Here is a 20,381-nt window from a genome sequence, read left to right on the forward strand (position 1 = left end):
CAGGAGGGTGTGACGATGCGCCGCGTGTCGGTCGCGGTGGTCGGGCTCTCCAGGGCCAGAGGTCTTCCAAGGATCGTGGGCGGGCAGCGGCGGGTCCGCCGGGCTATCCGGCGGGTGTCGGAAGGGCGTAGAGCCGGGCGTGGGCTGCCTGAACGATCGGGGCCCACCGGGAGCGGTCCGTGAGGTGCAGGATCCGGGCGCGGGCATGGCGGGCGACGGTCGCGGCGGTCTGGAACAGACGCAGTCGCTGGCGTTTGGGCTCCCACCGCCGTGCTGGGGAGTCGGGGAGTGCGAGCAGTCCCATCCAGGCAGTGATCTCGCTGGCCAGAGCGATGATCTGGCACCAGATCCGGTTCTGGGCGAAGGACTTCAGTGGCAGGTTCCGCAAGCCAGCGTCTTTCGCGGCACGGATCCGGTCCTCGCAACGAGCACGGCGACGGTGACGGACCTCGAGGTCAGCCAACTGCCCCCGAGCGGTGTTGGTCGCGAAGGCGGTCAGCCGGTAGCCGTCGACGTCCTCGAACCGCAGCTGCGCGCCGGGATGAGGTCGCTCGCGACGGACGATGATTCGCATTCCCTCAGGCCAGTCTTCGAGGTCCAGCAGTCCGGTCAGCTCGGCCACGTCCGCCTCTTCGCGTGGGGTGCCGTCGGGGTCGTAGGCCGGCTCCCAGACATGCTCAGGGACGATCCGGTAGAGCTCCGGGGTGTTGGCGGGCAGTGTCCATCCTACCGAGTACGAGACCCGGCGCTTGACCAGCTCCTCGAGGGTCTTCTTGGTGGAGCCAGCGCCGTCGATCCGGATCAGCACCTTCTTCCCCGGCCGAGCCCCCATCCCCACCTGGGTCAGCGCCTGTCTGATCACGGTCTGGTGGTCCGCAGCCGTGTTCGAGCCCGCATTCCCTGGGCGCAGCAGGCAGGTCAGCATCTCCCCACCACCGTCGGGGCCGTGGTCGGCGAAGGCCAGCAGGGGGTGGAACCCGAATCCCTTCTTGAACGTCGCTCGTGCGTCTTCCTTCCCGCTATGAGCCGTCACGAGGGTGGCGTCCAGGTCGATGACCAGCGGGGTCTTCGCGGTGACGCGATGGTTGGGGGCATGCTTGCCGGCCCGAGACCACGCCGCCTCGCGGGCACGGCGGCGGGCAGTGTCGATCGCGCGTTCGGCAGCATCGACATCGCTGGCCAGGAGCGCGAGCAGGCGAGAGATCGTGGGATCCGAGGCCACTTGACCGTAGACGTCAGGCTCGGCCCCCACCGAGGCGACATCGGCCAGACAGTCCCCACCCACCGCCAACGTCAGTGCGAGGTCGAGCAGGATCTTGCCTGGATCATGCTGCGCCAGCGGGCGCCGCCACGGCGTCAAGGCCACTGAGAGAGCCTGGTCCAGGCCGGTGGCGCGGACCGTCTCGGTCAGCAGTACCCCACCCGCCTGCCCGACCGCCGCGCTCGGTGCGACATCGACCTGCACGCGTGGATACAACCCGGTAGTGTTCACCCTGAAGGTGCTCCTTCGACCTTGGAGAATTGGACCCTAAGCAAGCCCTATTCTTCCAGGTCAGGAGCATCTTTCTACGTCCGCGACCAACCCTCGGACACCTCAACGATGAAAGCCCGAGGCTAACGCCCTCACCCTAGGCTTACCGCGCCCGAGCAGACAGCCAGAGATCTACCGAGCCAGAGATATACCATCGGGACTGCCGCGCGGATAGGTGACATCTGATCTGGCTTGCCCGCAGGGCGGCCTGGAAGGATGTGCACCATGCCCGCTCCCTACCCCCAGGAGTTCCGCGAAGATGTCGTGCGAGTGGCCCGGTCCCGTGAGGACGGCGTCACGATCGCGCAGATCGCGAAGGACTTCGGCGTCCACGAGATGACGCTGCACAAATGGATCCGCCAAGCCGACATCGACGACGGCAACCGCCCCGGCAAGAGCCGGGAGGATTCCACCGAGCTGCGCGATGCCCGCAAGCGGATCCGGTTGCTCGAGCAAGAGAACGAGGTCCTGCGCCGTGCTGCCGCCTACCTGTCCCAGGCGAACCTGCCGGGAAAAAGCTCTACCCGCTCGTGAGCGAGCTCGCCGCTGACGGCATCCCCGTCGCGGTGTCCCTGCGGGTCTTGAAGCTCTCCCGTCAGCCCTACTATCGCTGGCGGCGCCAGCAGGTCACCACAGCCGAGCTGACCGAGGCCTATCGAGCCAACGCTCTGCTGGACGCCCACCTCGACGACCCCGAGTACGGCTACCGGTTCCTCGTCAGCGAAGCCGCCGAGGCCGGTGAGGTGATGTGTGAGCGGACGGCGTGGAGGATCTGCCGGGACAACCAGTGGTGGTCGGTGTTCGGTAAGAAGCGCGGCAAGAACGGAAAGCGCCCCGGTCCGCCGGTCCATGACGACCTCGTGAAGCGGGACTTCTCCGCCGATGACGTCAACGAACTGTGGCTGACCGACATCACCGAGCACTGGCCCGACGAGGGCAAGCTCTATCTCTGCGCCATCAAAGATGTGTTCTCCGGCCGGATCGTGGGCTACTCGATCAGCGACCGGATGAAGGCTCGCCTCGCGGTGAAGGCCCTGGACAACGCGATATCCAGGCGCCGTGACGCAGCCGGCTGCATCGTGCATTCGGATTATGCCGAGGTTTGTGTTAAGCCGAGGAGCTCGGTGTCTGGCGTGGTTGGAGCGGGGGTCGCTGCTGGTTCCTCGGCTTACCGATGCGGCGCTATCGGAGGTTGTAGAGGGCATTGAGCGTGTCCTCGGTGAGTCTTTCAGCAGCCGGAGTGCTGGTCATCGGAGTGGCGGCGTCAATGGCATCGCGCATCATGTCCAGGGTCGCGAAGGCGTAGAACGCCGAGGTGGTGGAGGCGTTCTCGTGGCCGAGCAGCCGCATGATGATCGGCAGTGGAATGCCTTGTGTGTAGAGGTCCATGGCCTTGGTCTTGCGAAGCATGTGGCAGTGGATGCGCTCCGGCACCGAGGGACAGTCCGCGGTCGCGATCGCGGCGGCCTTTTTCAGAACCGCGGCGACCGTGTCGGAGGAGATACTGGTCGGTTCTCCGCGGTGCAGGCTGTAGAACACCGGCCTGGTTGCGGGCGGCGTGGCCGGGCCGGGGTGGAACTCAGCGAGGTAGACGCGCAGGTGCTCGATCGTTCTCTCGGTGAGCGGCACGATGCGGGTCTTGTGGCGTTTTCCGGTCAGTGTGACGCGTCCGGGCGCGGTCAGGGATAGGTCCTGCAGGGTCAGGTTGGTGATCTCGCCGACGCGGGCAGCGGTGTCATAAAGGAGGATGAGCAGCATCCGGTTCCGGCGCGATTTCGCCGTCTGGCCGGTGAAGGCGGCGAGCACGGCTCGCAGCTCGTCGTCGGTGAGGTATTCGATGGGTGCTCGGGGCGCGGTCGGGGCTTTGAGCGTCTTCGCCTGCTGGTGAAGCGCGACGAGGGTGAGGTCCTCACTCGCGGCGTAGGCCAGGAACGCTTTGATGGCGCTGAGCCGGAGCGTGATGGTCCTCGCCGCATACTGTCGGTCCGCCCGCATCCAGGCCAGCCACGCTTTCAGGTGGGGCCGGTCGAAGTGGTCGAACGTCATATCTGCGCGGTCGAGGTGCTCGTGGTCGGCAAGGAAGGTCAGTAAGCACTCCAGGCTGATCCGGTAAGCCTCGATCGTCTTCGGCGACAGCCCGCGAACGGTGGGCATGTAGGCGTGGAAGAAGTCTCGGGCCAGGACCCAGAAGTCCGGGGCTCCGGTTTTCGGGTCGCGTCTCATTCGAATCCAACCTCCGGCAGCAGCGACTGGCTCTCGCGAGCGATGGTGGCGTAGGCGTCCAGGAAGTCAGGAGAGGTGTGGACGTAGTAGTAGGTCGACTCGAAGGTCGCGTGGCCCATGTAGCGGGAGAGGTAGGGCAGCATCGCGGTCACGTCAGTGCCCTCGCCCATCCAGCGTTCGAGGTTGGCGTAGGCGAAGTGGTGCCGGAAGTCGTAAGGTCGCGGCTGTCTGCCGGCCGTGGGGCGAGGCAGGCCGGCCTGGTCCCAGATGCGACGGAAGATCACACCGACCGCTGCCGCAGTCACCGGGGTCCCGGCGGCCGAAACGAAGAACGTCTGATGCGCCCCGAAGCGGGCTTGGGATCTCTGGTCGCAGACGGCCAGGATTTCGACGATCTGATCGGTCAGGGGCAGACGGCGGCTGCGCCGGGCTTTGGCCCCCACGATGTCGAGGTGCCCGTCGTCGAGGTCGACCTGCGCGGCCAACAGAGCGCGAGCTTCGCCGGTTCGTAGCCCGCAGGAGTGCATCAGCGTGAAGAACGCGATCGCCTGCCACCGCCACGGTGACTGCGCGTCAAGCTGGGCCGCGGCGGTGAAGAAACGCTCGATCTCGTCCCGGTTGAGCAGGTAGGGGGTGACCCGGATGAACGGGGCCTTCCATTGGTCAGAGAGCACGTAGGCGCTCGTGTGCCCCTGGGTCTGGAGCCATCGTCCGACGTCGCGGATGTAGGACATCCACGACCGGTACCGGCCAGAGCGCGCCAGCTGGGCGGTCACCCATCCTTCGACGGTGTCCCGATCGAAGACGCGCAGGTCGTGGCGGGTGCAGTAAGCGTCGAACTGTTTCAGATACCAGATCCGGGAGACGCCGTAGAAGCCCATGCTCTCCTTGAATGCGAGATAAGCCGTCAGATCGGTGGCGAACACGCTGGTGAAACCGTGGGCGTTCATGACCGGGCTCCCGCCGGCACCGGCAACACGCACTGCAGGAGACGCTGGTCATCGACGCTCATATACACGTTGGTCGACTCCTGGCTGGCGTGTCCGAGCACCGCCGAGATCGTCGGCAGCGGCACGGCAGCACGCAGCATGCGAGAGGCCGCGTTGTGCCGCAGGCGCCGCGTCCCGGCCTTCACTCCGATCACGCCGGCAGTCCGGAACGTTCTGGCCGTCACCTTGTATATCGAGGCGTGATCGACGAACGGGATGAACGGTGCCACCGAGCGGAGAAAAACGTGGTCGTCCTCGCCGGCGGGACGCTCCTCGAGCACGTAGCTTGCCAGCGCTACCGCCAGAAGACCGGGCAGCGGCAGCGTCACCGGGTTCTTCGTCTTCTGCTGGACGATCCCGATCGTCTGGGAGCGCCAGTCGATGTCTGCCAACCGCAGTGCGATGATGTCGCAGGCCCGTAGCCCGGTCAGCAACGCCAGCAATGTGATCGCAGCATCCCGAGCGGAGACCATGCCGGTTGCACACGCCTCGACGACCCGCTGTTCATCGGCGTCCTCGAGGACAGGCAGGATCGTCTGCGAACGTTTCACCCCGGCCAGGTTGACGGCATCGACCAGTTCGCGGCGGCCGGTGAACTTCAGGAACGGGCGGAAGTTCGACACCACCCAGAACAAGGACGACTTCGCCCACCTGGTCAGCAACGATTCGAGGAACGCGAGGATGCTGGCCGCATCAGTCTCCTCGAGGCTGTCGATCCCGCGATCCTCGAGGAACACGAGATAGCTGCGGGCCACCCGGCCGTAGGCAGCGCGCGTGGCCGGTGCCAGCCCACGGTCGGCCATGTCCGCTTCCCAAGCAGCATCCAGTGCTACGAACTCGTCCGAAGCAGGCCACGGCCCACCGCCGCCACGCCGACGGACCGCGAGATCGACCCGACCGGTGCGCAGGTAGGAGTCGAACACGGTAACGATCCGGCCGTAATCGAAGCGGCGCTGTGCGCTGAACCCACCGGTGCGCGGGCTCGTAGTCATCGCTGCGAACTCGGCACCCAACGCGGGCGAGTAGACGCCGCCACGGTCGGCAGCGAACCTGGTCAGCGCGCTGATCGACTTCTGATAGTTCCTGATGGTTGATTCCATGTAGTCGGCCGTGCGCAGCGCTGCAACAGTGACCGCGCCGATCTGTATGACCGTCGTATCCATGACCGCGTCCCTTCCCTAGACGGATGGATACGACGGACACTAGACACTGACTGCAGGAACGTTAAGCCGAGGAACCAACAGCGATCTCCGCTCCAACCACGCCAGACACCGAGCTCCTCGGCTTAACACAAACCTCGGCATAATCTGAGTTAAACCGAGTTCGGCTTAACTCAGATAGAGGATCGCAGTTCAGGTCACGGAAATTCGTGCACGCCCTGAACCGTCACCACCTCATCGGATCCATGGGCCAAGTCGGTGCTGCCGGTGATAACGCCGCGATGGAATCGTTCTTCTCGCTGCTCCAGAAGAACGTCCTGGACCGCAAACGGTGGCGAACCCGAGAGGAGCTGCGGATCGCGATCATCACCTGGATCGAACGGACCTACCACCGCCGCCGGCGTCAGGCCCGTCTGGGCCGATTGACCCCCATCGAATACGAGACCATCATGAACCCGGCCGTGAGCCTCGCGGCCTGACACCCCAACTGTCACCAGTTCGTGCGGCAGTCCCGAGCGCTGCCCGGGCCACCTTGACGTCGCTCCCACGAAGGGGTTCTTCGCGCGGTTGCTGGGACGCTGACGCTGCGCAGCAATGCCCGCTGGCCGCTGGCCGCTGGCCGCTGGCCGCCCACCGTAGACGCGACGCGCTGGCATTAATTCCACTGCCCGACGATTTCCACAGCCCATCGAAGCGGCGTCCGCTCGGTAAGCAGCAATTTATTTCCCCAATTGCGCACTTCAGAATCGGGCGGGTCCGACCGATTCGGCCGGCGACCAAGGCTGAGCCCTGGCTGCAGCGGAACAGTTGACAATTACGCCCGGTCACAATATAGGCGGCCACAACAACGATACCGCGTTACTGGGCGAGGCGGCTGACCATCCACGGCACTACGGGGCTGGCCGGGGTTCAGCCTCGCGATCGGTGCAAGTGGGTGGCATCGGAACCCGGGTTCTGACCCCGCAGAGTCACGCACCACACCCCTGCTGGAGCGAAGCACCACGGGCACCCGTTCTGTAGAGCAAGTCTACTATTCATACCCAAACGATTAATTCTCGACCGCTCGACCGCCCTAACCACCCCGAGAGCTAGCAATGCCAGGACGAAGGCCTCTGGCCCGTAAATCGCGTAGAACAACATCGGCATCAATGCGAGAAGCTCAACCACTGCGCACGCAACCGCGAGTCCAACGGCATTAATTGCCGTTGCCGCCATGCCGGGAAACTGATTGTTCAACCAGCTGAGCGTCGGCTCGACACGCTCGAAGCAGGCCAGAAGCAGCGCGTCGGAATTAATTGCTCTGTCGAGGTCAGCCCTCTCTAGTTCGGCATCACCCACTTCGGGGGCTAGCGTGCTTGCAAGAGTGCGCACCTCTTCGTCGCTAACCAGTCCGGTGAGCGCATCGCGAAACTCCTCAATGCCAGAATCCAGCTGGTCTGCGTGCCGGAGCTTCGCGGCGGCCTTCGCAATATCACCTCCAATGTCCAGCAATCGCGATTTACCAGCGACTTGCTTCTTTTGGTACCCCGAGCCAAGGTTACCTAATCGTTTCAGGTTGGGGTTTGCTTCAATCAACCGTGAGGAATAATTGCGAGCCTGCCGCATGACGCCCTTAACCTGAGGGTCGAGGTCGAGGCGACGAACCATCTCGGCATTCCTGGCCGAAATCGATTCATTCATCTTGTTGAACCACTGCTGATCAATTGAAGCAAAAGGTGCATGGCCGTTCATGCTGGCAAGCAGTCCTTTGGGTGCACTGCTTCTTAAAAGTTCCCTCATCATCTCGTCGAATTGATCACGCCATTCCATCTCGTACACTGTCATCCCCTAAAGTGAGTCGGCAACCATTCGGCCCATGTGTGAACCACAATTTTTGAATGCACCTAGGGCATGTTTTCACGGCCCCACTTGACGCCGACATGCCAGCCAATTTCGAATGACTTCTGAGGCGAGCCGAGATCTTGGGCCTCCGCAAACGCGCGGAACTGCATGATTTCATGCTTGAGGCCCGTCTCGCCCGCCCCCTTCGACCTGAGTTATCAGGCAGTCTACTGGTTACCCTATGCCAGTCTCGGATACACATCGCCGTGGCCGCCTTTGCGTTGCGCCGCGTCAACTTCAATATAATCGAGCTCGAGGGCGGCTCTCCCGTCGGCACACAGCAAAATGTCCAGACTGCCGTACTGACGCGCTCCGCGCCCTCACACCCCGCGGACCGCGTCGAGCACCGGCCACGCCCCGTCGGAGCTGTTGGCGAGGACCGAGGCGGTGATGCCGGTGGCCGGGTCGTGCCAGACGCGGCCGAAGATGCCTGCGTCGTAGTCCTCGAGGATCAGCAGATCGGAATCCAGGCCACGCCAGAAGCCGCGGCAGCACGTTGGTGCGCAGTCCCTCCTCGTGGAGGTAACCCTGCGCCACGTCGCGGCCGGGCTCGTCTCCGCGAGGGTGTCCCGACTCGGTCATGCCCGCCGACTCGACGACCCTTGTGCGCACGAGGTGGCGGAAGGTCTCTCCCGCGAGGCGCTGGGCGAGCAGAGCGAGCAGCACGTACCCGGCGTTGTTATCGACGAACCGGTCGCCCGGCGCGCTCTCCTGGGCGTGGTCGTCGAGGACGGGCATTGAGTCCTCGGCATCCTCGAAGGCGCCAGGCAGGACCCGACCGACCGAGCGTTAGCCACCGTTCTGCTCGCTCGCGCAGAGTCATACGCTGTGCAGACCCCGCAGGTGGAGTCGAAACGAGCGCGCATGGGACACGTCGTCGTCTTCACGCCGTCCCCCATCCTCAGCGTGACGGTGGAGGCGCAGCACGGTGATCCGGAGATCCACATCCACGCCGGCGGTCAGGGGATCTGGCAGGCACGGATGCTCAGAGCGCTCGGCACCGAGGTGACGCTGTGCTCCGCCCTGGCGGGCGAGACCGGCAACCTGCTGCGGCACCTGATCCGCGACGAGGGCATCGACCTTATCGCCGTCGACGCCACCGCCCACAACGGCGCCTACATCCACGACCGCCGCGGCGGCGAGCGGGAGAGCATCGCCGAGGCCGGCGGCGAGCGGATCTCCCGGCACGATTTCGATGAGCTCTACGGCCTCACCCTCACGGCCAGTATGGAGGCCGGGACCGTGATACTCAGCGGCGCGGTCCGGGAGGACATCGTTCCGGCCGACGTCTACCGGCGCCTGGCCTCCGACCTCGGCGCCGTGGGCTGCCAGGTGCTCGCGGATCTCTCCGGTGAGCATCTCAGCAAGGCTCTCGCCGGGGGTCTGACGGTGGTCAAGGTCCGAAGGGAGCACCACACTGTCCGCTGTGCATCGGATGCTCGGCCAGTCCCGGCCGATGAAGGACCTCGCCCTGCGCGCCCTGCCCGTCCTCGAGAGCGCCGCGGAGGATTCGCAGCGCGATCAGCAGCTGGATCGGATCCTGATGACCGCGATCAGCCAGAGCGCGACCACCCTATTCTACGCCGACGAGTTCATCGCGGCGCGTGATGCCCGCCGGTTGCAGGCCAGGTTCGCGGAGACCCTGCATCGGGCACACCATCGCAACGTCGCCTACGCGCATTTGGCCCTGATCCACGCGGTGAGCGAAGACCTCACCGCCGCTGCGAGCTACCTCGCCCGTATCGAGGCCGAGGACTGGCCGCACTCCTGGCGCGGCGGGTATCACGACGCCGTGGAGATCGTGGCCCGTGCCGGGGTGGCACGGAACGAGGCCCGCCCCGAGGAGGCGCTCGAGCTGCTGGCCCGGCTCGATCCACACTTTGCCACCATCGCGCCCTCGCCCCGACGCTGCTGGTCTTCCACGTCGCCACGGCCGTGGCCGGGCTCGCGATCGGGCTCGGCATGACCGCCACCCGCTCCCTGGCCTACGCCCTGCTGCCGGCGTCCGCAGCGGGCTTCGGGCTCGGGCTGGTGGGCGCTGCCGGGAGCCTCGCGGGGCTGATCGCGCCGCTGGCCGCTGCCGCACTGCTCACGCTGAGCACGAGCTGGGGAGCGGCGGACCCCTACACCGGGATGTACACGCTGCTGGCCCTCCCGGCGCTGCTGGGCCTCGCCCTGCTCCCCCTCACCCGGCCACCGAGCGCTTCCCAGCCGTCCCCCGCGGAGGTCGTTTCGTCCTGAGCCGAAGCGCGCAGCGGTGGGGACGCACGACGACTGCTGGCGCGGCGCGCCGGGGGCGGTCACTTTCCGCCCCATCGCGTGCCGTGACGTGCCGCTACGCGGCGCGGGTGAAGGCACCGAGCACCGTCAGCGCATCTCTCAGCGAGTCGGCGGGGAACGGGCCGACGGTGACTTCCTCCCCGTCCGTCGTGCAGGTGACCCAGATGCCCCCGGCGTCCGTGGTGAGGGTGAGAGCGTCGCCCTCGGGATCGGTGAGCTCGGCGACGTCGAGCGGCAGCATGCGCTCGGGCGCCGCACCGAATCGGTGGGCGGTGAGGGGTTCCACGGGGGTCACAGACTTCTCCAACGACGAGCGGGGACGGAGCCCCGCAGACGGGCATGCTGCCTGATGCCCTCAACAGGCAGGCGGGCAGCAGTGCGGTGGAGTCAGTCTTGACGAGGAATCGCGCCCGTGCGCTCCGAGCGTCGCCGAATCGCGTCTTTTCACCCCCGGCTCACCCCCGAGGGCCATCGGCCTCTCGGGCGAAGGGCTGCGCCGATGGACGCTGAGAGGCTCTCCTTAGATCCGCCCCCGCTGATCCGCCCCCGCGCGAGGCACGAGACCCTGAGCGCTGGACCTCGGGACCCTGGAACGATGCCTTCTCCTCGGCGGCCGGGCACCCCGGCGAACCGGCTCCGCGCCGCCGCGAGGCCGTTCCCGAACTCTGGCACTCTCGCCCGGAGAGTGCTAATCTGCTCGTACTTGAGTCGGAGGGACTCAAGGTTCGGCGACCACCGGACGACCGGGGGTCACATCAGAGAGGAGAAGCAATGGCCACCACCGATCCGTTCCGAGAGATGGAGCGATTCGCGGGCACTTTTCTCGATGCTGGACGTCGGGGACCGCGGCAGATGCCGATGGATCTCTACCGCGCCGGCGATCACTACGTCCTCGCGGCCGATCTGCCGGGTATCGATCCCGGTTCGGTCGACGTCGACGTGGACGGTCAGCTCCTGACGATCCGTGCGGAGCGGACCCTTCCGAAGGACGAGGGCGCGCAGTGGATCACGCGCGAACGCACGGGCGGGACCTTCCTGCGCCAGCTCAGCCTCGGACAGGGCCTGGACACCGAGCGGATCTCCGCGAGCTACAGCAACGGTGTGCTCAGCGTGAGGATCCCGCTCAGCGAGAAGGCCAAGCCTCGCAAGATCGAGGTCACCGCTGACAGCCCACCCGCGCAGATCGAGTCCACCGCGACCTGAGGCTCCCCCTGCTGCCGGGCTCCCGGCATCCCACGATGCCGGGGCCCGGGCAGCACCGACCTTCCCACGGCGAGCGAAGGAGTGACAGCCATGCATGACGAGCTCACCGCGGCGACGGTGCGCACCTGGGTGGACGGATGGGCCCGCACCCGGGAGTACGAGGTGGTCCATGAGGGCACCTCGCACACCGTCGGTCCGCGCACCGAGCACGGGGATTCGGAGACCGTCCTGTTCCGCTGGAGCGAGGACGAGCTGCGCAGGGCGACCTCCTCTGTCGCGGGGAATCCGGGTCACCTGCTGACCCTCATCTCCGAGGTCGGCGAGGCGCCGCCGGCCCTCGGAGAGACCGGCGATCTCGAACTGATCAGCGATCAGGAGAGACTCATGGTCACCGATATGGAGCTGCAGGACGTCGAGGCCCCGATCGTGCCGGACTCCTGCACGGTCGCCCGCGAGACGTTCGACGGCTGGACGCTCCTCACCGTCATCCAGGCGGGCCGTGTCGTCGCCCGAGGACGCATGGCGGTGGTCGACGGCTGCGCCGTGCTCGACCGGATCTACACCGCCAGCACGCATCGCCGGCGGGGTCTGGGCACCTTCGTCACCCGCACGCTCCTGGCGATCGCCCATGAGCACGATGTCGACACGGGCCTGCTCGTGGCGACTGGACGGGGCGTCGAGCTCTATGAGCACCTCGGCTGGACGCCCCTCGCGGACGTGCGCGTCCTCGGCGCCCCGGGGGCGCGGAACCGGCGCCGGCCCTCGCACGCCCAGATCGACGAGGAGCTCGGCTAGCGCAGCCGAGCGTCGGCGTCGATCCTCGCTTCGACGAAGCGCCCCGGGTTCTTCACCCGCCTCTTCGGTCGCTGATCGGAGTCACACGAGGATCGCGTCGTACCCGGAGCGGAAGTCCGGATGCCGGAGCTCTCCGAGCAGCTCCCTCATCCGCGCCCCGCTCAGCACGGTCCCGTGGCCGGAATCGGGGTCGGCGGCGGGCGGGACCGGCAGGCCGAGCCGGAAGGCGAGGTGGGTGACCACCTCTCCGAGGCGCGCGGGCGCGCCGTCGACCGCGTGCAGCAGCACCGGCGGTTCCGGATGCGCCAGCAGGGCGAGGAGCACGCTTGCGAGGTCCTCCTCGTGGATGCGGTTCGTGCGTCGGCGGTGGTCGACGGGGCGTCCCTCGCGCACCGTGCGCAGCAGCCGATCCCGGCCCGGGCCGTAGATCCCGGCGGGGCGCACCACGATCGCGTCGAAGAGCTCCCTCGCCAGGCGCTCCCCGTTCAGGAGGCTCTGGGCCCGGTCGCCGAGCGGCTGCGGGGCATCCTCCTCGGTGAGCACCGGGGCCGGATCGGCACGGTTCGCGTACCCCTCGAACACCCTGGTGGAGGAGACGAACACGGTCCGGGCGGGCCGGTGGGGCAGGGCGGCGGCCAGGTGGCGCAGCGGGGTCTCGTACCCGTCGGCCCCCTCCGGCGGGGGCAGGGTGATGACCATCGCCTCGCAGGCGGGCAGGGCCCCCTCCAGGGGTGAGGAGAGGTCCGCGGCCAGCGCGCGGAAGCCGCTCGGCACGGCGCCCGGATCTCGGCGCAGCGCGAGCACCTCTCCCCCCGCCTCCAGCAGGGCAGCGCCGGTGCGCCCGCCAAGGCGCCCGCAGCCCACCCACAGCGTCCGCGTCGGGACCGGTCCGCTCACTGCCCCACCTCTTCCTCGGTGAACCTGCGCTGCCTCTCCCGCTGGCCGTGGGTGAGGCTGCGCATATCGGTGTCCTTGTCGAAACTCGAGCCCAGCGCGCCGGCGACCACGCCCATCGCCGCGCTCAGCCACGCGATGTCCAGATACCGCGCCAGGACGGGCTCGCCGCCGATGACCTCGGCGAGATAGTCCGGAGCGATGACGATGAGCGCGCTGGTGAAGATCAGCACCACCAGGCACACGTACAGCAGCGCGACGATCATCAGCAGCGTGAGCACTGTCGAGAGGTTGTACAGCAGCACCACGCGAGCCAGCCGCTCGTATCTGGGCGCGTCCCACAGGCGGTTGCCGACGATGAGCCATGCCGTGATCGCGCCGATCGCGAGGATCCCGATCAGCAGCAGCCGCTGGGTGGTCAGGTGCATCGACATCGACCAGATCGAGCTGTAGAAAATGCCGAAAGCCCCGGTCGCGGCGGCCGCTGCGAGGGCGCTGGAGAGCTTCGGGGCGGTGCGGAGGGGTTCGTTGCCGGCCACCATCCCGGCCACGGTGCGCGCTCCCCCGATCACCCGCGATCCCAGCAGCAGCTGGTGATCGTCGGGGCCCGTCAACTCCTCCCACCGCGCCCAGCGCCGGGCATAGCGCGAGGCATCAAGCGATTCTGACGTCGGCGCCATGCGCAGGGTGCAGCGCATCAGCGCATCGAGGATGCGGCGCCGCGTGGTGAGCACCCCGAGCGTGGGGCAGGAGATCACCGCGATGTTGTGCTCGGGGAAAATCTCGGCGATCAGCGGCCTGCCGTCACGCAGACGCGGGATCTCCGTCAGCAGCAGCACGGCGTCCGGGTCGCCGGAGGACCGCGCCTGCTCCAGCACCTCGGACAGGTCCAGCGTCCCATCCGGGCGCAGCCGGAGCATAGAGGTGCGCACCTGAAGGCGGATCGGCGGGTCGTACACCTCATCGAGGTGCTGCTGCAGGGAGTCCTCGATCGACCTCGCCCGGTGCGTGGGCAGGCCGGGGTCGGCGACCAGCAGCACCGTGGCCCCGGCGGCAGGATCCGGCGCGGGGCCCTGTGGCGAGTTCTGCGTCTCCGACATGCGTCCTACCCTGGCAGATCACCCGGTGTGCGGCCAGCCCTGGTGCCGCGGACGCCCAGTGCTCCTGCCCACGAGCACCAGGACACCCCTGCCGACCAGCCGGTCGCTGTCCTCACCGACCCGCTCCAGTACCGGGCCCCGGCACCAGCGCCAGCGCCACGTCCGCGACCATTGGTTGTAGATCCGCACAACCACCGTCGGCCGACGCTGTCCCCAGATCCGAGGCGCAGCTCACCCTGCCGGTCTAGGCTCGAGGTCACCCTGCCCTTCCGCCCGCCCGGCATCGCCGCCGGTGGCCGTGAGGGCTGATACCAGCCGACAGGAGGGACAGCGATGTCCAAGGTCTCGGACGACGCAGCAGCCCAGCTCGCCGCGGTGCTGCGCGACGACATGACCATCGCGGTGGGAGGCTTCGGCCTGTGCGGGATCCCCACCGATCTGATCACGATCGTGCGCGACAGCGGGGTCACCGGCCTCACCATCGCCTCGAACAACCTCGGGGTGGACGGCAAGGGCCTGGGCCTGCTGCTGGAGAACGGGCAGATCGCCAAGGTGCTCTCCAGCTATGTCGGGGAGAACAAGCTGTTCATGCAGCAGTACATCGACGGGCAGCTCGAGGTGGAGTTCGTCCCCCAGGGCACTCTCGCCGAGCGGATGCGCGCCGGCGGCTCCGGGATCCCCGCCTTCTACACCCCCACCGGGTACGGCACCCCGATCGCGGAGGGCAAGCCGACGGCCGAGTTCGACGGCCGCACCTATGTGCTCGAGCGCGCGATCAACGCCGACATCGCGCTGGTCCACGCCCACACCGCGGATCACTACGGCAACCTCCGCTACCGCCTCACCGCCCGCAACTTCAACCCGCTGGCCGCGATGTGCGGGGAGGTCACCTTCGCCGAGGCGGAGCACCTCGTCGCCCCCGGCGGGATCGACCCTGACGACATCCACACCCCCGGCGTCTACGTGCATCACCTGATGCAGGCCACCGCCGAGAAGGACATCGAACAGCGCACCGTGCGTCCCCGCCCGGAGGTGCCCAGAACCGACGCCCCCCGTACCGAGACGCAGGAGGTGGCCTGAGATGGCCTGGACCCGTGATGAGATGGCCGCGATCGCCGCTGCCGAGCTGCGCGACGGCGAGTACGTGAACCTCGGCATCGGCATGCCGACCCTGGTCGCCAACAACCTTCCTGCCGGTGTGAACATCACCCTGCAGTCCGAGAACGGTGTGATGGGCATGGGGCCCTGGCCCTATGAGGGCGAGGAGGATCCTGACCTCATCAACGCCGGCAAGCAGACCATCACCCTGCTGAAGGGCGCGACGATCTTCGACTCCGCGACCAGCTTCGGGATGATCCGCGGCGGCAAGATGGGTACCGCGATCCTCGGCGCCATGCAGGTCACCGGCACCGGCGACATCGCCAACTGGCAGATCCCCGGCAAGCTCGTCAAAGGCATGGGCGGGGCGATGGACCTGGTCGCCGGTGCGAAGCGGGTGGTGGTGATGATGCAGCACGCCGCCAAGGACGGCTCCGCGAAGATCAAGCACGAATGCTCCCTGCCGCTGACCGGCGTGGGCGTGGTGAATCGGATCATCACCGAGCTCGCCGTCTTCGACGTCACCGAGAACGGGCTGGTGCTCACCCAGCTCGCCTCCGGCGTCACCGAGGACGAGGTCCGCTCCCTCACCGAGCCCGACTTCACCGTCTCCCTCACCCCGGCATCGTGAAAGGTCCCTCCATGCGCTCCAGCGATGACCCGATCGTCGTCCTCGGCTACGCCCGCACCCCCGTCGGCTCCTTCGGGAAGTCCCTCGCGGGCGTGCCCGCCCACATCCTCGGCGCGACCGCCGCGAAAGCTGCGCTCACACGCGCCGGCGTCGCGGCCGACGAGGTCGACGAGTGGGTGATCGGCTGCGTCGGCTCCACCGGACGGGACGCGTACATCTCCCGCCGCGTCGCGATCGAGGCGGGCGCCGCCGTCACCTCCACCGCGATGACCGTGAACCGGCTCTGCGGCTCCGGCATGCAGGCCATCGCGCTCGGCGCCGCCGAGCTGATGGTCGGCGAGAGTGACATCGTGGTCGCCGGCGGGACGGAGAACATGTCCGCCCAGCCGTTCCTGGACTACTCCGCCCGCCAGGGCTACACGCTCGGGGACCGGGTGCTGATGGACGGCACCTCGGCGCTGATCACCGACCCCTTCGACGAGGTGCCGATGGGCGTGACCGCCGAGAACGTCGCCGCCCGCTATCACGTCACCCGGCAGGAGCAGGACGAGTACGCACTGGAGTCCCAGCGCCGTGCCCAGGCCGCCCAGCAGGCCGGGGCCGTCGCCGCGGAGATCACCCCGGTGACCATCAGCGGCAGGCGCGGAGACACCGTGGTCGACACCGACGAGCACCCCCGCGAGGTGACCCTCGAGAAGCTCGCCGCGATGCGCACCGTCTTCCAGCGCGAGAACGGCACCGTCACCGCCGGCAACGCCTCGGGCATCAACGACGCCAGCGCCGCGATGGTCCTCACCCGCGCCTCGGTCGCTGCGGAGCGCGGCCTGACCCCACTCGCGGAGCTCGTGGACTTCACCAAGGTCGGCATCGACCCCCAGGTGATGGGCTACGCCCCCAAGCCCGCGATCGAGAAGATCATGGCCCGCAACGGGCTCGCGAACAGGGACCTGGGGTGGATCGAGCTGAACGAAGCCTTCGCCGCGCAGGCCGTGCCGATCGTGCGCGACCTGGACCTGGACCCGGCGCTCGTGAACCCTCTCGGTGGGGCGATCGCCTGGGGCCACCCGATCGGTGCGACCGGCGCGATCATCTCCGCCCGCACCATCGAGAACCTGCGCGTGAACGACCGCGAGCTGGGCCTGGCGACCATGTGCATCGGCGGCGGGCAGGCCGTCGCCAGCCTATGGCGAGCACTGTGAGCCTGTGGCGAGCACTGTGAACGCCCAGCACGCAGCATCATGAGAGACACAGACCCGTCGGACGAAGGAGTACCCGCTGTGACCACGATCGACTTCGAGGGCGATGCGCCCCAGGTGCCCGCGACCGCATGGGTGGCCCCGAACGCCACCCTGATCGGGAAGGTGACGCTCCGTGAGAACTCGAGCGTCTTCTACAGCTCCGTGCTGCGCGGAGACATGGACTCGATCACGATCGGTCCCGGCAGCAACATCCAGGACGGCTGCGTCATCCACACCGACGAGGGCTTCCCCGCGGTCGTCGGCTCCGGCGTCTCCGTGGGCCACCGGGCTGTGCTGCACGGCTGCACCGTCGAGGACGACTCCCTGATCGGCATGGGCGCCGTGGTGCTCAACGGCGCCGTGGTCGGCGCCGGCAGCCTGGTCGCCGCGGGCGCCGTGGTCACCGAGGGCATGCAGATCCCGCCCGGCTCGCTGGTCGCCGGCGTGCCCGCGAAGGTGCGCAGGGAACTGGACGAGGAGGCCCTCGAGTCTCTGCGGCAGAACGCCCGCACCTACGTCGAGCTCGCCGCGAAGCACCGGGCGGCGATGGCCGGCTGACCTCCGGACCGGTGAGCCGGGAGCCGGGGCCTCGTCTCCGACCCTGACACCGACCCGGACCCGGACCCAGACCCAGACCCAGACCCAGACCCAGACCCAGACCCAGACCCAAGGCTCCTACTCCCCCATCGGCTCCTCGACGGGTGGGGCAGGAGCATCCGGCTGCGCATCGGGAGCTTCGGGTGCCGCATCGGGAGCCTCGGGCTCCGGAGCCTCCGGAGGCACCTCGGGATCTTCCGGCGGCAGTTCCGGGTCGACGGGCAGCGGTTCCGGATCCTCCGGCGGCACCTCGGGATCCTCGGGCGTCGGCGTGGGGTCGACGGGGAGCCAGGGCGGCGCTCCCCCACCGAGCAGCGGCGGATCCGGGGGCGGAGGCGGCGTCGGCGGACCGGGGGACGTCCCCCCGAGGAGCGGCGGATCCGGGACCTCGGGGGCGCCCGGCTTGCCGGACGGCTCACCCACGATCTCCGACGGCGACCCGTTGACAGGACCCTGCCCGCCACCAGGTGCGAGCACGAGGTCCTGTGTCGGCGGGATCTGCACCGAGGGCGGGGTGTCCGCCGTCGGCGGGGTCTCCACCGAGGGCGGGACCTCCACCGGCGGCAGGGCGTCCGCTGCGGGTGGAGCCTCCACCGTCGGCGGAGCGTCCCCTGTCGGGGAGGAGTCAGAAGTTGCCACGGGCTCAGCACGCGAGGGATCGGCGCCGCTGACCGGTGGCGCCGCCGGGACCGGGGAGGCGTCGGCCGCATCGCCCGTGCCGGGAGCAGGCTCACCGGCCTCCGGGGCCACGTCGTCCGCCTCGTCCTCCTCCTCGATCGCGGGCAGGAGCGTCGGCGGGGGCGTCGCGGCGGGGTCCTCGGCCTCGAGCGGCTCGGGCTCCACGGAGTGGGGGCTGGCCAGCCCCCGTGCAGGCGTCAGCGCGGTGAAATCGCTGCCTGGGTGCTGGGCGACGAGCACGAGTCCCGCTGCCGCCACCAGCACGGCCACACCCGCCGCCACCGGCACTCCGGCCCCTGCGGCGGCGGCCCTCCACCAGGCCAGCCGATGGGCCGCGCCCCCAGCCTCCCCGGCTCCGGCCACCTCTGCGGAACTGGCCGCCTTGGGCACCGCGCCAGGGGCGGCTCCCTGGTCGGCGAGTGGCAGCACCTCGGCAAGCTCCTCCAGCAGCACCGGAGATTCCAGTACGAGCGGCAGCAGGGCCCCGCGCATGCGCATCGACAGTGACCGCAGGTCACGCAGCGCGACGGAGCAGCGCACACAGTCCGCGAGATGAGCGGACGTCCGCTCGGCGCGCGCGGCACTCAGCTGCCCCCGCTCATACCCGCCGAGGTCCGCGGCGATCTGCCGGCAGGCCGGACGCACCGTCGCCCCGTCCACGTGGGCCTGCAGCCAGGCCGTGCGCAGTCCTTCACGCGCCCGCCGGGACAGCTGCGCGACCGCATTCGGGCTCCGCCGCAGCTGCGGCGCCACCTCGCGCGGCGCCAGCCCGTCCACCTCGGTGAGCCAGAGGATCCGCTGCCATTGCTGGGGAAGCGCGCTGAAGGCCTTGTGCATCAGGTCGCGATCCAGCTGCTCTCCTCCCACGACGAACTCGGTCGTTGCCGAGGACTCCTCGGCCTCGAAGGCCTCGAGGTCCTCGACGGCGGCCTCCCGCGACCGGCGCAGGCGGTCGATCGCCTCGTTGCGCACAGCCCGCATCAGATAGGCGGCGAACCCGTCGTGCGGCCCTCCCCCGCGGGTGATGGCCCGCAGGACCTTCAGGAACGCCTCCTGGGCCACGTCCTGACCCTCATGGGATCCGACCAGGCGGCGAGCCTGCGAGAGCGCCGGACCGAGGTGACGGCGGTAGAGCGCGGCGTAGGCGCCCGTGTCGCCGGCGCGCACCGCAGCCAGCAGCTCCTCGTCGGGCAGGGCGTCATGACGCGCAGCGACGTCATCAGGGCTGGGATGCGTCATGCTCCGAGCCTTTCTCGAAGGAGGATCTGCCTGCCTCACGGTCGAGGATGCGCGGGGATCGTCGCGTCCGCGTTCTTCACGCACAGGTGCTACCTGAGTATGTCGCGAGCATGACCCAACTCACCAGTATCGAACTGAGATGTAGCGTCCGTCACGTTTCGCGTCATAGAACCGGGCGCCGCTCGTGGAGGGGGTGAACGGTGCCACTGAGGCTGCCGTCACTCCTAGGCCGCAGTACGGAGAACCATGAACAGCTTCGAGATGACTGACCTCGACGGTGACGCCCTCACTTTCATCACCCGTGACGGGAGCACCTGGATCACGTGCACCAGCGGCGCCGACGAGGTGACCGTCGGCCCCTTCCCCAGCCGCCTGCTGCGTGGCGCCCTGACTTCGGAGCCCGGAGCGAACGGACAGTTCACCACGACCATCATCGGCTCCTCGGGCCCCGCGCTCGACCTTCAGGAGGCTCCGACAGAGCTCCGACTGCTCGACCCCGTGAGCGAAGACGCCGACGCTCTCGCCGTGCAGCCAGCATCCCTCGCCCGCCGGGAGGGATGACCGCGCAGGTCTCGTTCGATGCCGCACAGCGAAGCGGCCGGTCCGGGCTCCCCGGCGAACCGGCGGGTCGATGCCCCACACCGAAGCGGCCGACCCGTAGGTTGTGTGCGCCAACGATCCCTGCGCTGCACCGACCCGTAGGTTGTGTGCGCCAATGATCCCCTTAGCGCACGGAACTTACGGCTCGACCGAGCCCCGGGCCTGACCCGCAGGCCGTGGGGGCCGGAAGTCACCAGGGGCCGCAGCGAGCGGCTCCGCCACGGCCCCGGATCTAGCCCGTCAC

The 20,381-nt window shown here is 68.3% G+C and carries 21 protein-coding genes and 2 pseudogenes; 13 read left to right on the forward strand and 10 right to left on the reverse strand.

Going from position 1 to position 20,381, the window contains the following annotated elements:
- Positions 1-103: 103 nt before the first annotated feature.
- Positions 104-1,492 (reverse strand): IS1380 family transposase, encoded by a 1,389-nt coding sequence (locus ACT3UF_RS04060; RefSeq protein ID WP_444608085.1) that lies wholly within the window; start codon positions 1,490-1,492, stop codon positions 104-106.
- A gap of 264 nt (positions 1,493-1,756) precedes the next feature.
- Here ACT3UF_RS04060 and ACT3UF_RS04065 point away from each other — a divergent pair, with 264 nt between their 5' ends.
- Positions 1,757-2,065 carry a transposase gene (locus ACT3UF_RS04065; RefSeq protein ID WP_444608086.1) on the forward strand — a complete coding sequence of 103 codons (309 nt, stop codon included), beginning with the start codon at positions 1,757-1,759 and terminating at the stop codon, positions 2,063-2,065.
- Complete coding sequence (locus ACT3UF_RS04070; protein ID WP_444608087.1) at positions 2,062-2,739, forward strand: DDE-type integrase/transposase/recombinase; 678 nt, start codon at positions 2,062-2,064, stop codon at positions 2,737-2,739. The genes ACT3UF_RS04065 and ACT3UF_RS04070 overlap by 4 nt, the downstream gene beginning before the upstream one ends.
- On the opposite strand, the gene ACT3UF_RS04075 is transcribed toward ACT3UF_RS04070, so the two are convergent.
- Genes ACT3UF_RS04075 through ACT3UF_RS04085 form a run of 3 tightly spaced genes read right to left on the reverse strand, consistent with a single transcriptional unit; the run spans position 2,714 to position 5,906 of the window.
- Positions 2,714-3,754: a tyrosine-type recombinase/integrase gene (locus tag ACT3UF_RS04075; protein ID WP_441458544.1), complete on the reverse strand. Its 1,041-nt coding sequence runs from the start codon at positions 3,752-3,754 to the stop codon at positions 2,714-2,716. The genes ACT3UF_RS04070 and ACT3UF_RS04075 overlap by 26 nt on opposite strands.
- Positions 3,751-4,704: a tyrosine-type recombinase/integrase gene (locus ACT3UF_RS04080; RefSeq protein WP_444608088.1), complete on the reverse strand. Its 954-nt coding sequence runs from the start codon at positions 4,702-4,704 to the stop codon at positions 3,751-3,753. Before ACT3UF_RS04080 ends, ACT3UF_RS04075 begins: the two co-directional genes overlap by 4 nt.
- On the reverse strand, positions 4,701-5,906 hold the full coding sequence (locus ACT3UF_RS04085; RefSeq protein WP_441458546.1) for a tyrosine-type recombinase/integrase: 1,206 nt from the start codon (positions 5,904-5,906) through the stop codon (positions 4,701-4,703). Before ACT3UF_RS04085 ends, ACT3UF_RS04080 begins: the two co-directional genes overlap by 4 nt.
- A gap of 158 nt (positions 5,907-6,064) precedes the next feature.
- Here ACT3UF_RS04085 and ACT3UF_RS04090 point away from each other — a divergent pair.
- A pseudogene (locus tag ACT3UF_RS04090) lies at positions 6,065-6,382 on the forward strand (IS3 family transposase); the annotation flags it as partial.
- A gap of 430 nt (positions 6,383-6,812) precedes the next feature.
- Here the strand turns inward: ACT3UF_RS04090 and ACT3UF_RS04095 are convergent.
- Positions 6,813-7,712 carry a zinc finger domain-containing protein gene (locus ACT3UF_RS04095; RefSeq protein ID WP_444608089.1) on the reverse strand — a complete coding sequence of 300 codons (900 nt, stop codon included), beginning with the start codon at positions 7,710-7,712 and terminating at the stop codon, positions 6,813-6,815.
- Positions 7,713-8,021: 309 nt separating this feature from the next.
- Positions 8,022-8,522 carry a serine hydrolase gene (locus tag ACT3UF_RS04100; RefSeq protein WP_444608090.1) on the reverse strand — a complete coding sequence of 167 codons (501 nt, stop codon included), beginning with the start codon at positions 8,520-8,522 and terminating at the stop codon, positions 8,022-8,024.
- Between the two features lie 243 nt (positions 8,523-8,765).
- Between ACT3UF_RS04100 and ACT3UF_RS04105 the strand changes: the two are divergent.
- The 3 genes and pseudogenes from ACT3UF_RS04105 to ACT3UF_RS04115 form a co-directional block, all read left to right on the forward strand.
- Positions 8,766-8,888: pseudogene (locus ACT3UF_RS04105) on the forward strand (phosphofructokinase); the annotation flags it as partial.
- Between the two features lie 322 nt (positions 8,889-9,210).
- Complete coding sequence (locus ACT3UF_RS04110; RefSeq protein ID WP_444608416.1) at positions 9,211-9,750, forward strand: hypothetical protein; 540 nt, start codon at positions 9,211-9,213, stop codon at positions 9,748-9,750.
- Positions 9,747-10,025, forward strand: a complete 279-nt coding sequence (locus ACT3UF_RS04115) for a hypothetical protein (protein WP_444608091.1) — start codon at positions 9,747-9,749, stop codon at positions 10,023-10,025. The genes ACT3UF_RS04110 and ACT3UF_RS04115 overlap by 4 nt, the downstream gene beginning before the upstream one ends.
- A 94-nt stretch (positions 10,026-10,119) precedes the next feature.
- On the opposite strand, the gene ACT3UF_RS04120 is transcribed toward ACT3UF_RS04115, so the two are convergent.
- A complete protein-coding gene (locus tag ACT3UF_RS04120; protein ID WP_444608092.1) occupies positions 10,120-10,359 on the reverse strand; it encodes a hypothetical protein in 240 nt (79 codons plus the stop codon).
- A 476-nt stretch (positions 10,360-10,835) separates the two neighbouring features.
- On the opposite strand from ACT3UF_RS04120, the gene ACT3UF_RS04125 reads away from it, so the two are divergent.
- Together ACT3UF_RS04125 and ACT3UF_RS04130 are read left to right on the forward strand one after the other, a co-directional pair.
- Complete coding sequence (locus tag ACT3UF_RS04125; protein ID WP_345075458.1) at positions 10,836-11,267, forward strand: Hsp20/alpha crystallin family protein; 432 nt, start codon at positions 10,836-10,838, stop codon at positions 11,265-11,267.
- A gap of 90 nt (positions 11,268-11,357) precedes the next feature.
- Positions 11,358-12,062 carry a GNAT family N-acetyltransferase gene (locus ACT3UF_RS04130; RefSeq protein WP_444608093.1) on the forward strand — a complete coding sequence of 235 codons (705 nt, stop codon included), beginning with the start codon at positions 11,358-11,360 and terminating at the stop codon, positions 12,060-12,062.
- Positions 12,063-12,143: 81 nt separating this feature from the next.
- Here ACT3UF_RS04130 and ACT3UF_RS04135 read toward each other — a convergent pair whose 3' ends face one another.
- Both ACT3UF_RS04135 and ACT3UF_RS04140 read right to left on the reverse strand, forming a co-directional pair.
- Positions 12,144-12,959 (reverse strand): sugar nucleotide-binding protein, encoded by an 816-nt coding sequence (locus tag ACT3UF_RS04135; RefSeq protein WP_444608094.1) that lies wholly within the window; start codon positions 12,957-12,959, stop codon positions 12,144-12,146.
- Positions 12,956-14,056: a hypothetical protein gene (locus ACT3UF_RS04140; protein WP_444608095.1), complete on the reverse strand. Its 1,101-nt coding sequence runs from the start codon at positions 14,054-14,056 to the stop codon at positions 12,956-12,958. Before ACT3UF_RS04140 ends, ACT3UF_RS04135 begins: the two co-directional genes overlap by 4 nt.
- 333 nt (positions 14,057-14,389) lie before the next feature.
- Here ACT3UF_RS04140 and ACT3UF_RS04145 point away from each other — a divergent pair, with 333 nt between their 5' ends.
- Genes ACT3UF_RS04145 through ACT3UF_RS04160 form a run of 4 tightly spaced genes read left to right on the forward strand, consistent with a single transcriptional unit; the run spans position 14,390 to position 17,581 of the window.
- A complete protein-coding gene (locus ACT3UF_RS04145; RefSeq protein ID WP_444608096.1) occupies positions 14,390-15,136 on the forward strand; it encodes a CoA transferase subunit A in 747 nt (248 codons plus the stop codon).
- A gap of 1 nt (position 15,137) precedes the next feature.
- Positions 15,138-15,785 carry a CoA transferase subunit B gene (locus ACT3UF_RS04150; protein ID WP_442332740.1) on the forward strand — a complete coding sequence of 216 codons (648 nt, stop codon included), beginning with the start codon at positions 15,138-15,140 and terminating at the stop codon, positions 15,783-15,785.
- An 11-nt stretch (positions 15,786-15,796) separates the two neighbouring features.
- Positions 15,797-16,984, forward strand: coding sequence for a thiolase family protein (locus ACT3UF_RS04155; protein ID WP_442332739.1), 1,188 nt, complete (start codon positions 15,797-15,799; stop codon positions 16,982-16,984).
- A 39-nt stretch (positions 16,985-17,023) separates the two neighbouring features.
- The gene (locus ACT3UF_RS04160; RefSeq protein WP_442332738.1) at positions 17,024-17,581 is read left to right on the forward strand and encodes a gamma carbonic anhydrase family protein; all 558 of its coding nucleotides are present in this window, start codon (positions 17,024-17,026) and stop codon (positions 17,579-17,581) included.
- Between the two features lie 117 nt (positions 17,582-17,698).
- Here ACT3UF_RS04160 and ACT3UF_RS04165 read toward each other — a convergent pair whose 3' ends face one another.
- On the reverse strand, positions 17,699-19,537 hold the full coding sequence (locus tag ACT3UF_RS04165) for a sigma-70 family RNA polymerase sigma factor (protein WP_444608097.1): 1,839 nt from the start codon (positions 19,535-19,537) through the stop codon (positions 17,699-17,701).
- Positions 19,538-19,783: 246 nt separating this feature from the next.
- Between ACT3UF_RS04165 and ACT3UF_RS04170 the strand changes: the two genes are divergently transcribed.
- Positions 19,784-20,098, forward strand: a complete 315-nt coding sequence (locus ACT3UF_RS04170) for a hypothetical protein (protein ID WP_444601105.1) — start codon at positions 19,784-19,786, stop codon at positions 20,096-20,098.
- Positions 20,099-20,381: the final 283 nt, after the last annotated feature.

Origin of the sequence: Brachybacterium sp. AOP24-D1-21 (assembly GCF_052378665.1) — a bacterium.
Lineage (GTDB): Bacteria > Actinomycetota > Actinomycetes > Actinomycetales > Dermabacteraceae > Brachybacterium.

Excerpts from the sequence above, each read along its gene's own strand:
- ACT3UF_RS04155 (WP_442332739.1), top strand. The coding sequence starts at position 15,797 with ATGCGCTCCAGCGATGACCCGATCGTCGTCCTCGGCTACGCCCGCACC.
- ACT3UF_RS04140 (WP_444608095.1), bottom strand. The coding sequence starts at position 14,056 with ATGTCGGAGACGCAGAACTCGCCACAGGGCCCCGCGCCGGATCCTGCC.
- ACT3UF_RS04170 (WP_444601105.1), top strand. The coding sequence starts at position 19,784 with ATGAACAGCTTCGAGATGACTGACCTCGACGGTGACGCCCTCACTTTC.
- ACT3UF_RS04065 (WP_444608086.1), top strand. The coding sequence starts at position 1,757 with ATGCCCGCTCCCTACCCCCAGGAGTTCCGCGAAGATGTCGTGCGAGTG.
- ACT3UF_RS04160 (WP_442332738.1), top strand. The coding sequence starts at position 17,024 with ATGAGAGACACAGACCCGTCGGACGAAGGAGTACCCGCTGTGACCACG.
- ACT3UF_RS04145 (WP_444608096.1), top strand. The coding sequence starts at position 14,390 with ATGTCCAAGGTCTCGGACGACGCAGCAGCCCAGCTCGCCGCGGTGCTG.
- ACT3UF_RS04130 (WP_444608093.1), top strand. The coding sequence starts at position 11,358 with ATGCATGACGAGCTCACCGCGGCGACGGTGCGCACCTGGGTGGACGGA.
- ACT3UF_RS04080 (WP_444608088.1), bottom strand. The coding sequence starts at position 4,704 with ATGAACGCCCACGGTTTCACCAGCGTGTTCGCCACCGATCTGACGGCT.
- ACT3UF_RS04150 (WP_442332740.1), top strand. The coding sequence starts at position 15,138 with ATGGCCTGGACCCGTGATGAGATGGCCGCGATCGCCGCTGCCGAGCTG.
- ACT3UF_RS04075 (WP_441458544.1), bottom strand. The coding sequence starts at position 3,754 with ATGAGACGCGACCCGAAAACCGGAGCCCCGGACTTCTGGGTCCTGGCC.
- ACT3UF_RS04125 (WP_345075458.1), top strand. The coding sequence starts at position 10,836 with ATGGCCACCACCGATCCGTTCCGAGAGATGGAGCGATTCGCGGGCACT.
- ACT3UF_RS04115 (WP_444608091.1), top strand. The coding sequence starts at position 9,747 with ATGACCGCCACCCGCTCCCTGGCCTACGCCCTGCTGCCGGCGTCCGCA.
- ACT3UF_RS04100 (WP_444608090.1), bottom strand. The coding sequence starts at position 8,522 with ATGCCCGTCCTCGACGACCACGCCCAGGAGAGCGCGCCGGGCGACCGG.
- ACT3UF_RS04165 (WP_444608097.1), bottom strand. The coding sequence starts at position 19,537 with ATGACGCATCCCAGCCCTGATGACGTCGCTGCGCGTCATGACGCCCTG.
- ACT3UF_RS04085 (WP_441458546.1), bottom strand. The coding sequence starts at position 5,906 with ATGGATACGACGGTCATACAGATCGGCGCGGTCACTGTTGCAGCGCTG.
- ACT3UF_RS04095 (WP_444608089.1), bottom strand. The coding sequence starts at position 7,712 with ATGGAATGGCGTGATCAATTCGACGAGATGATGAGGGAACTTTTAAGA.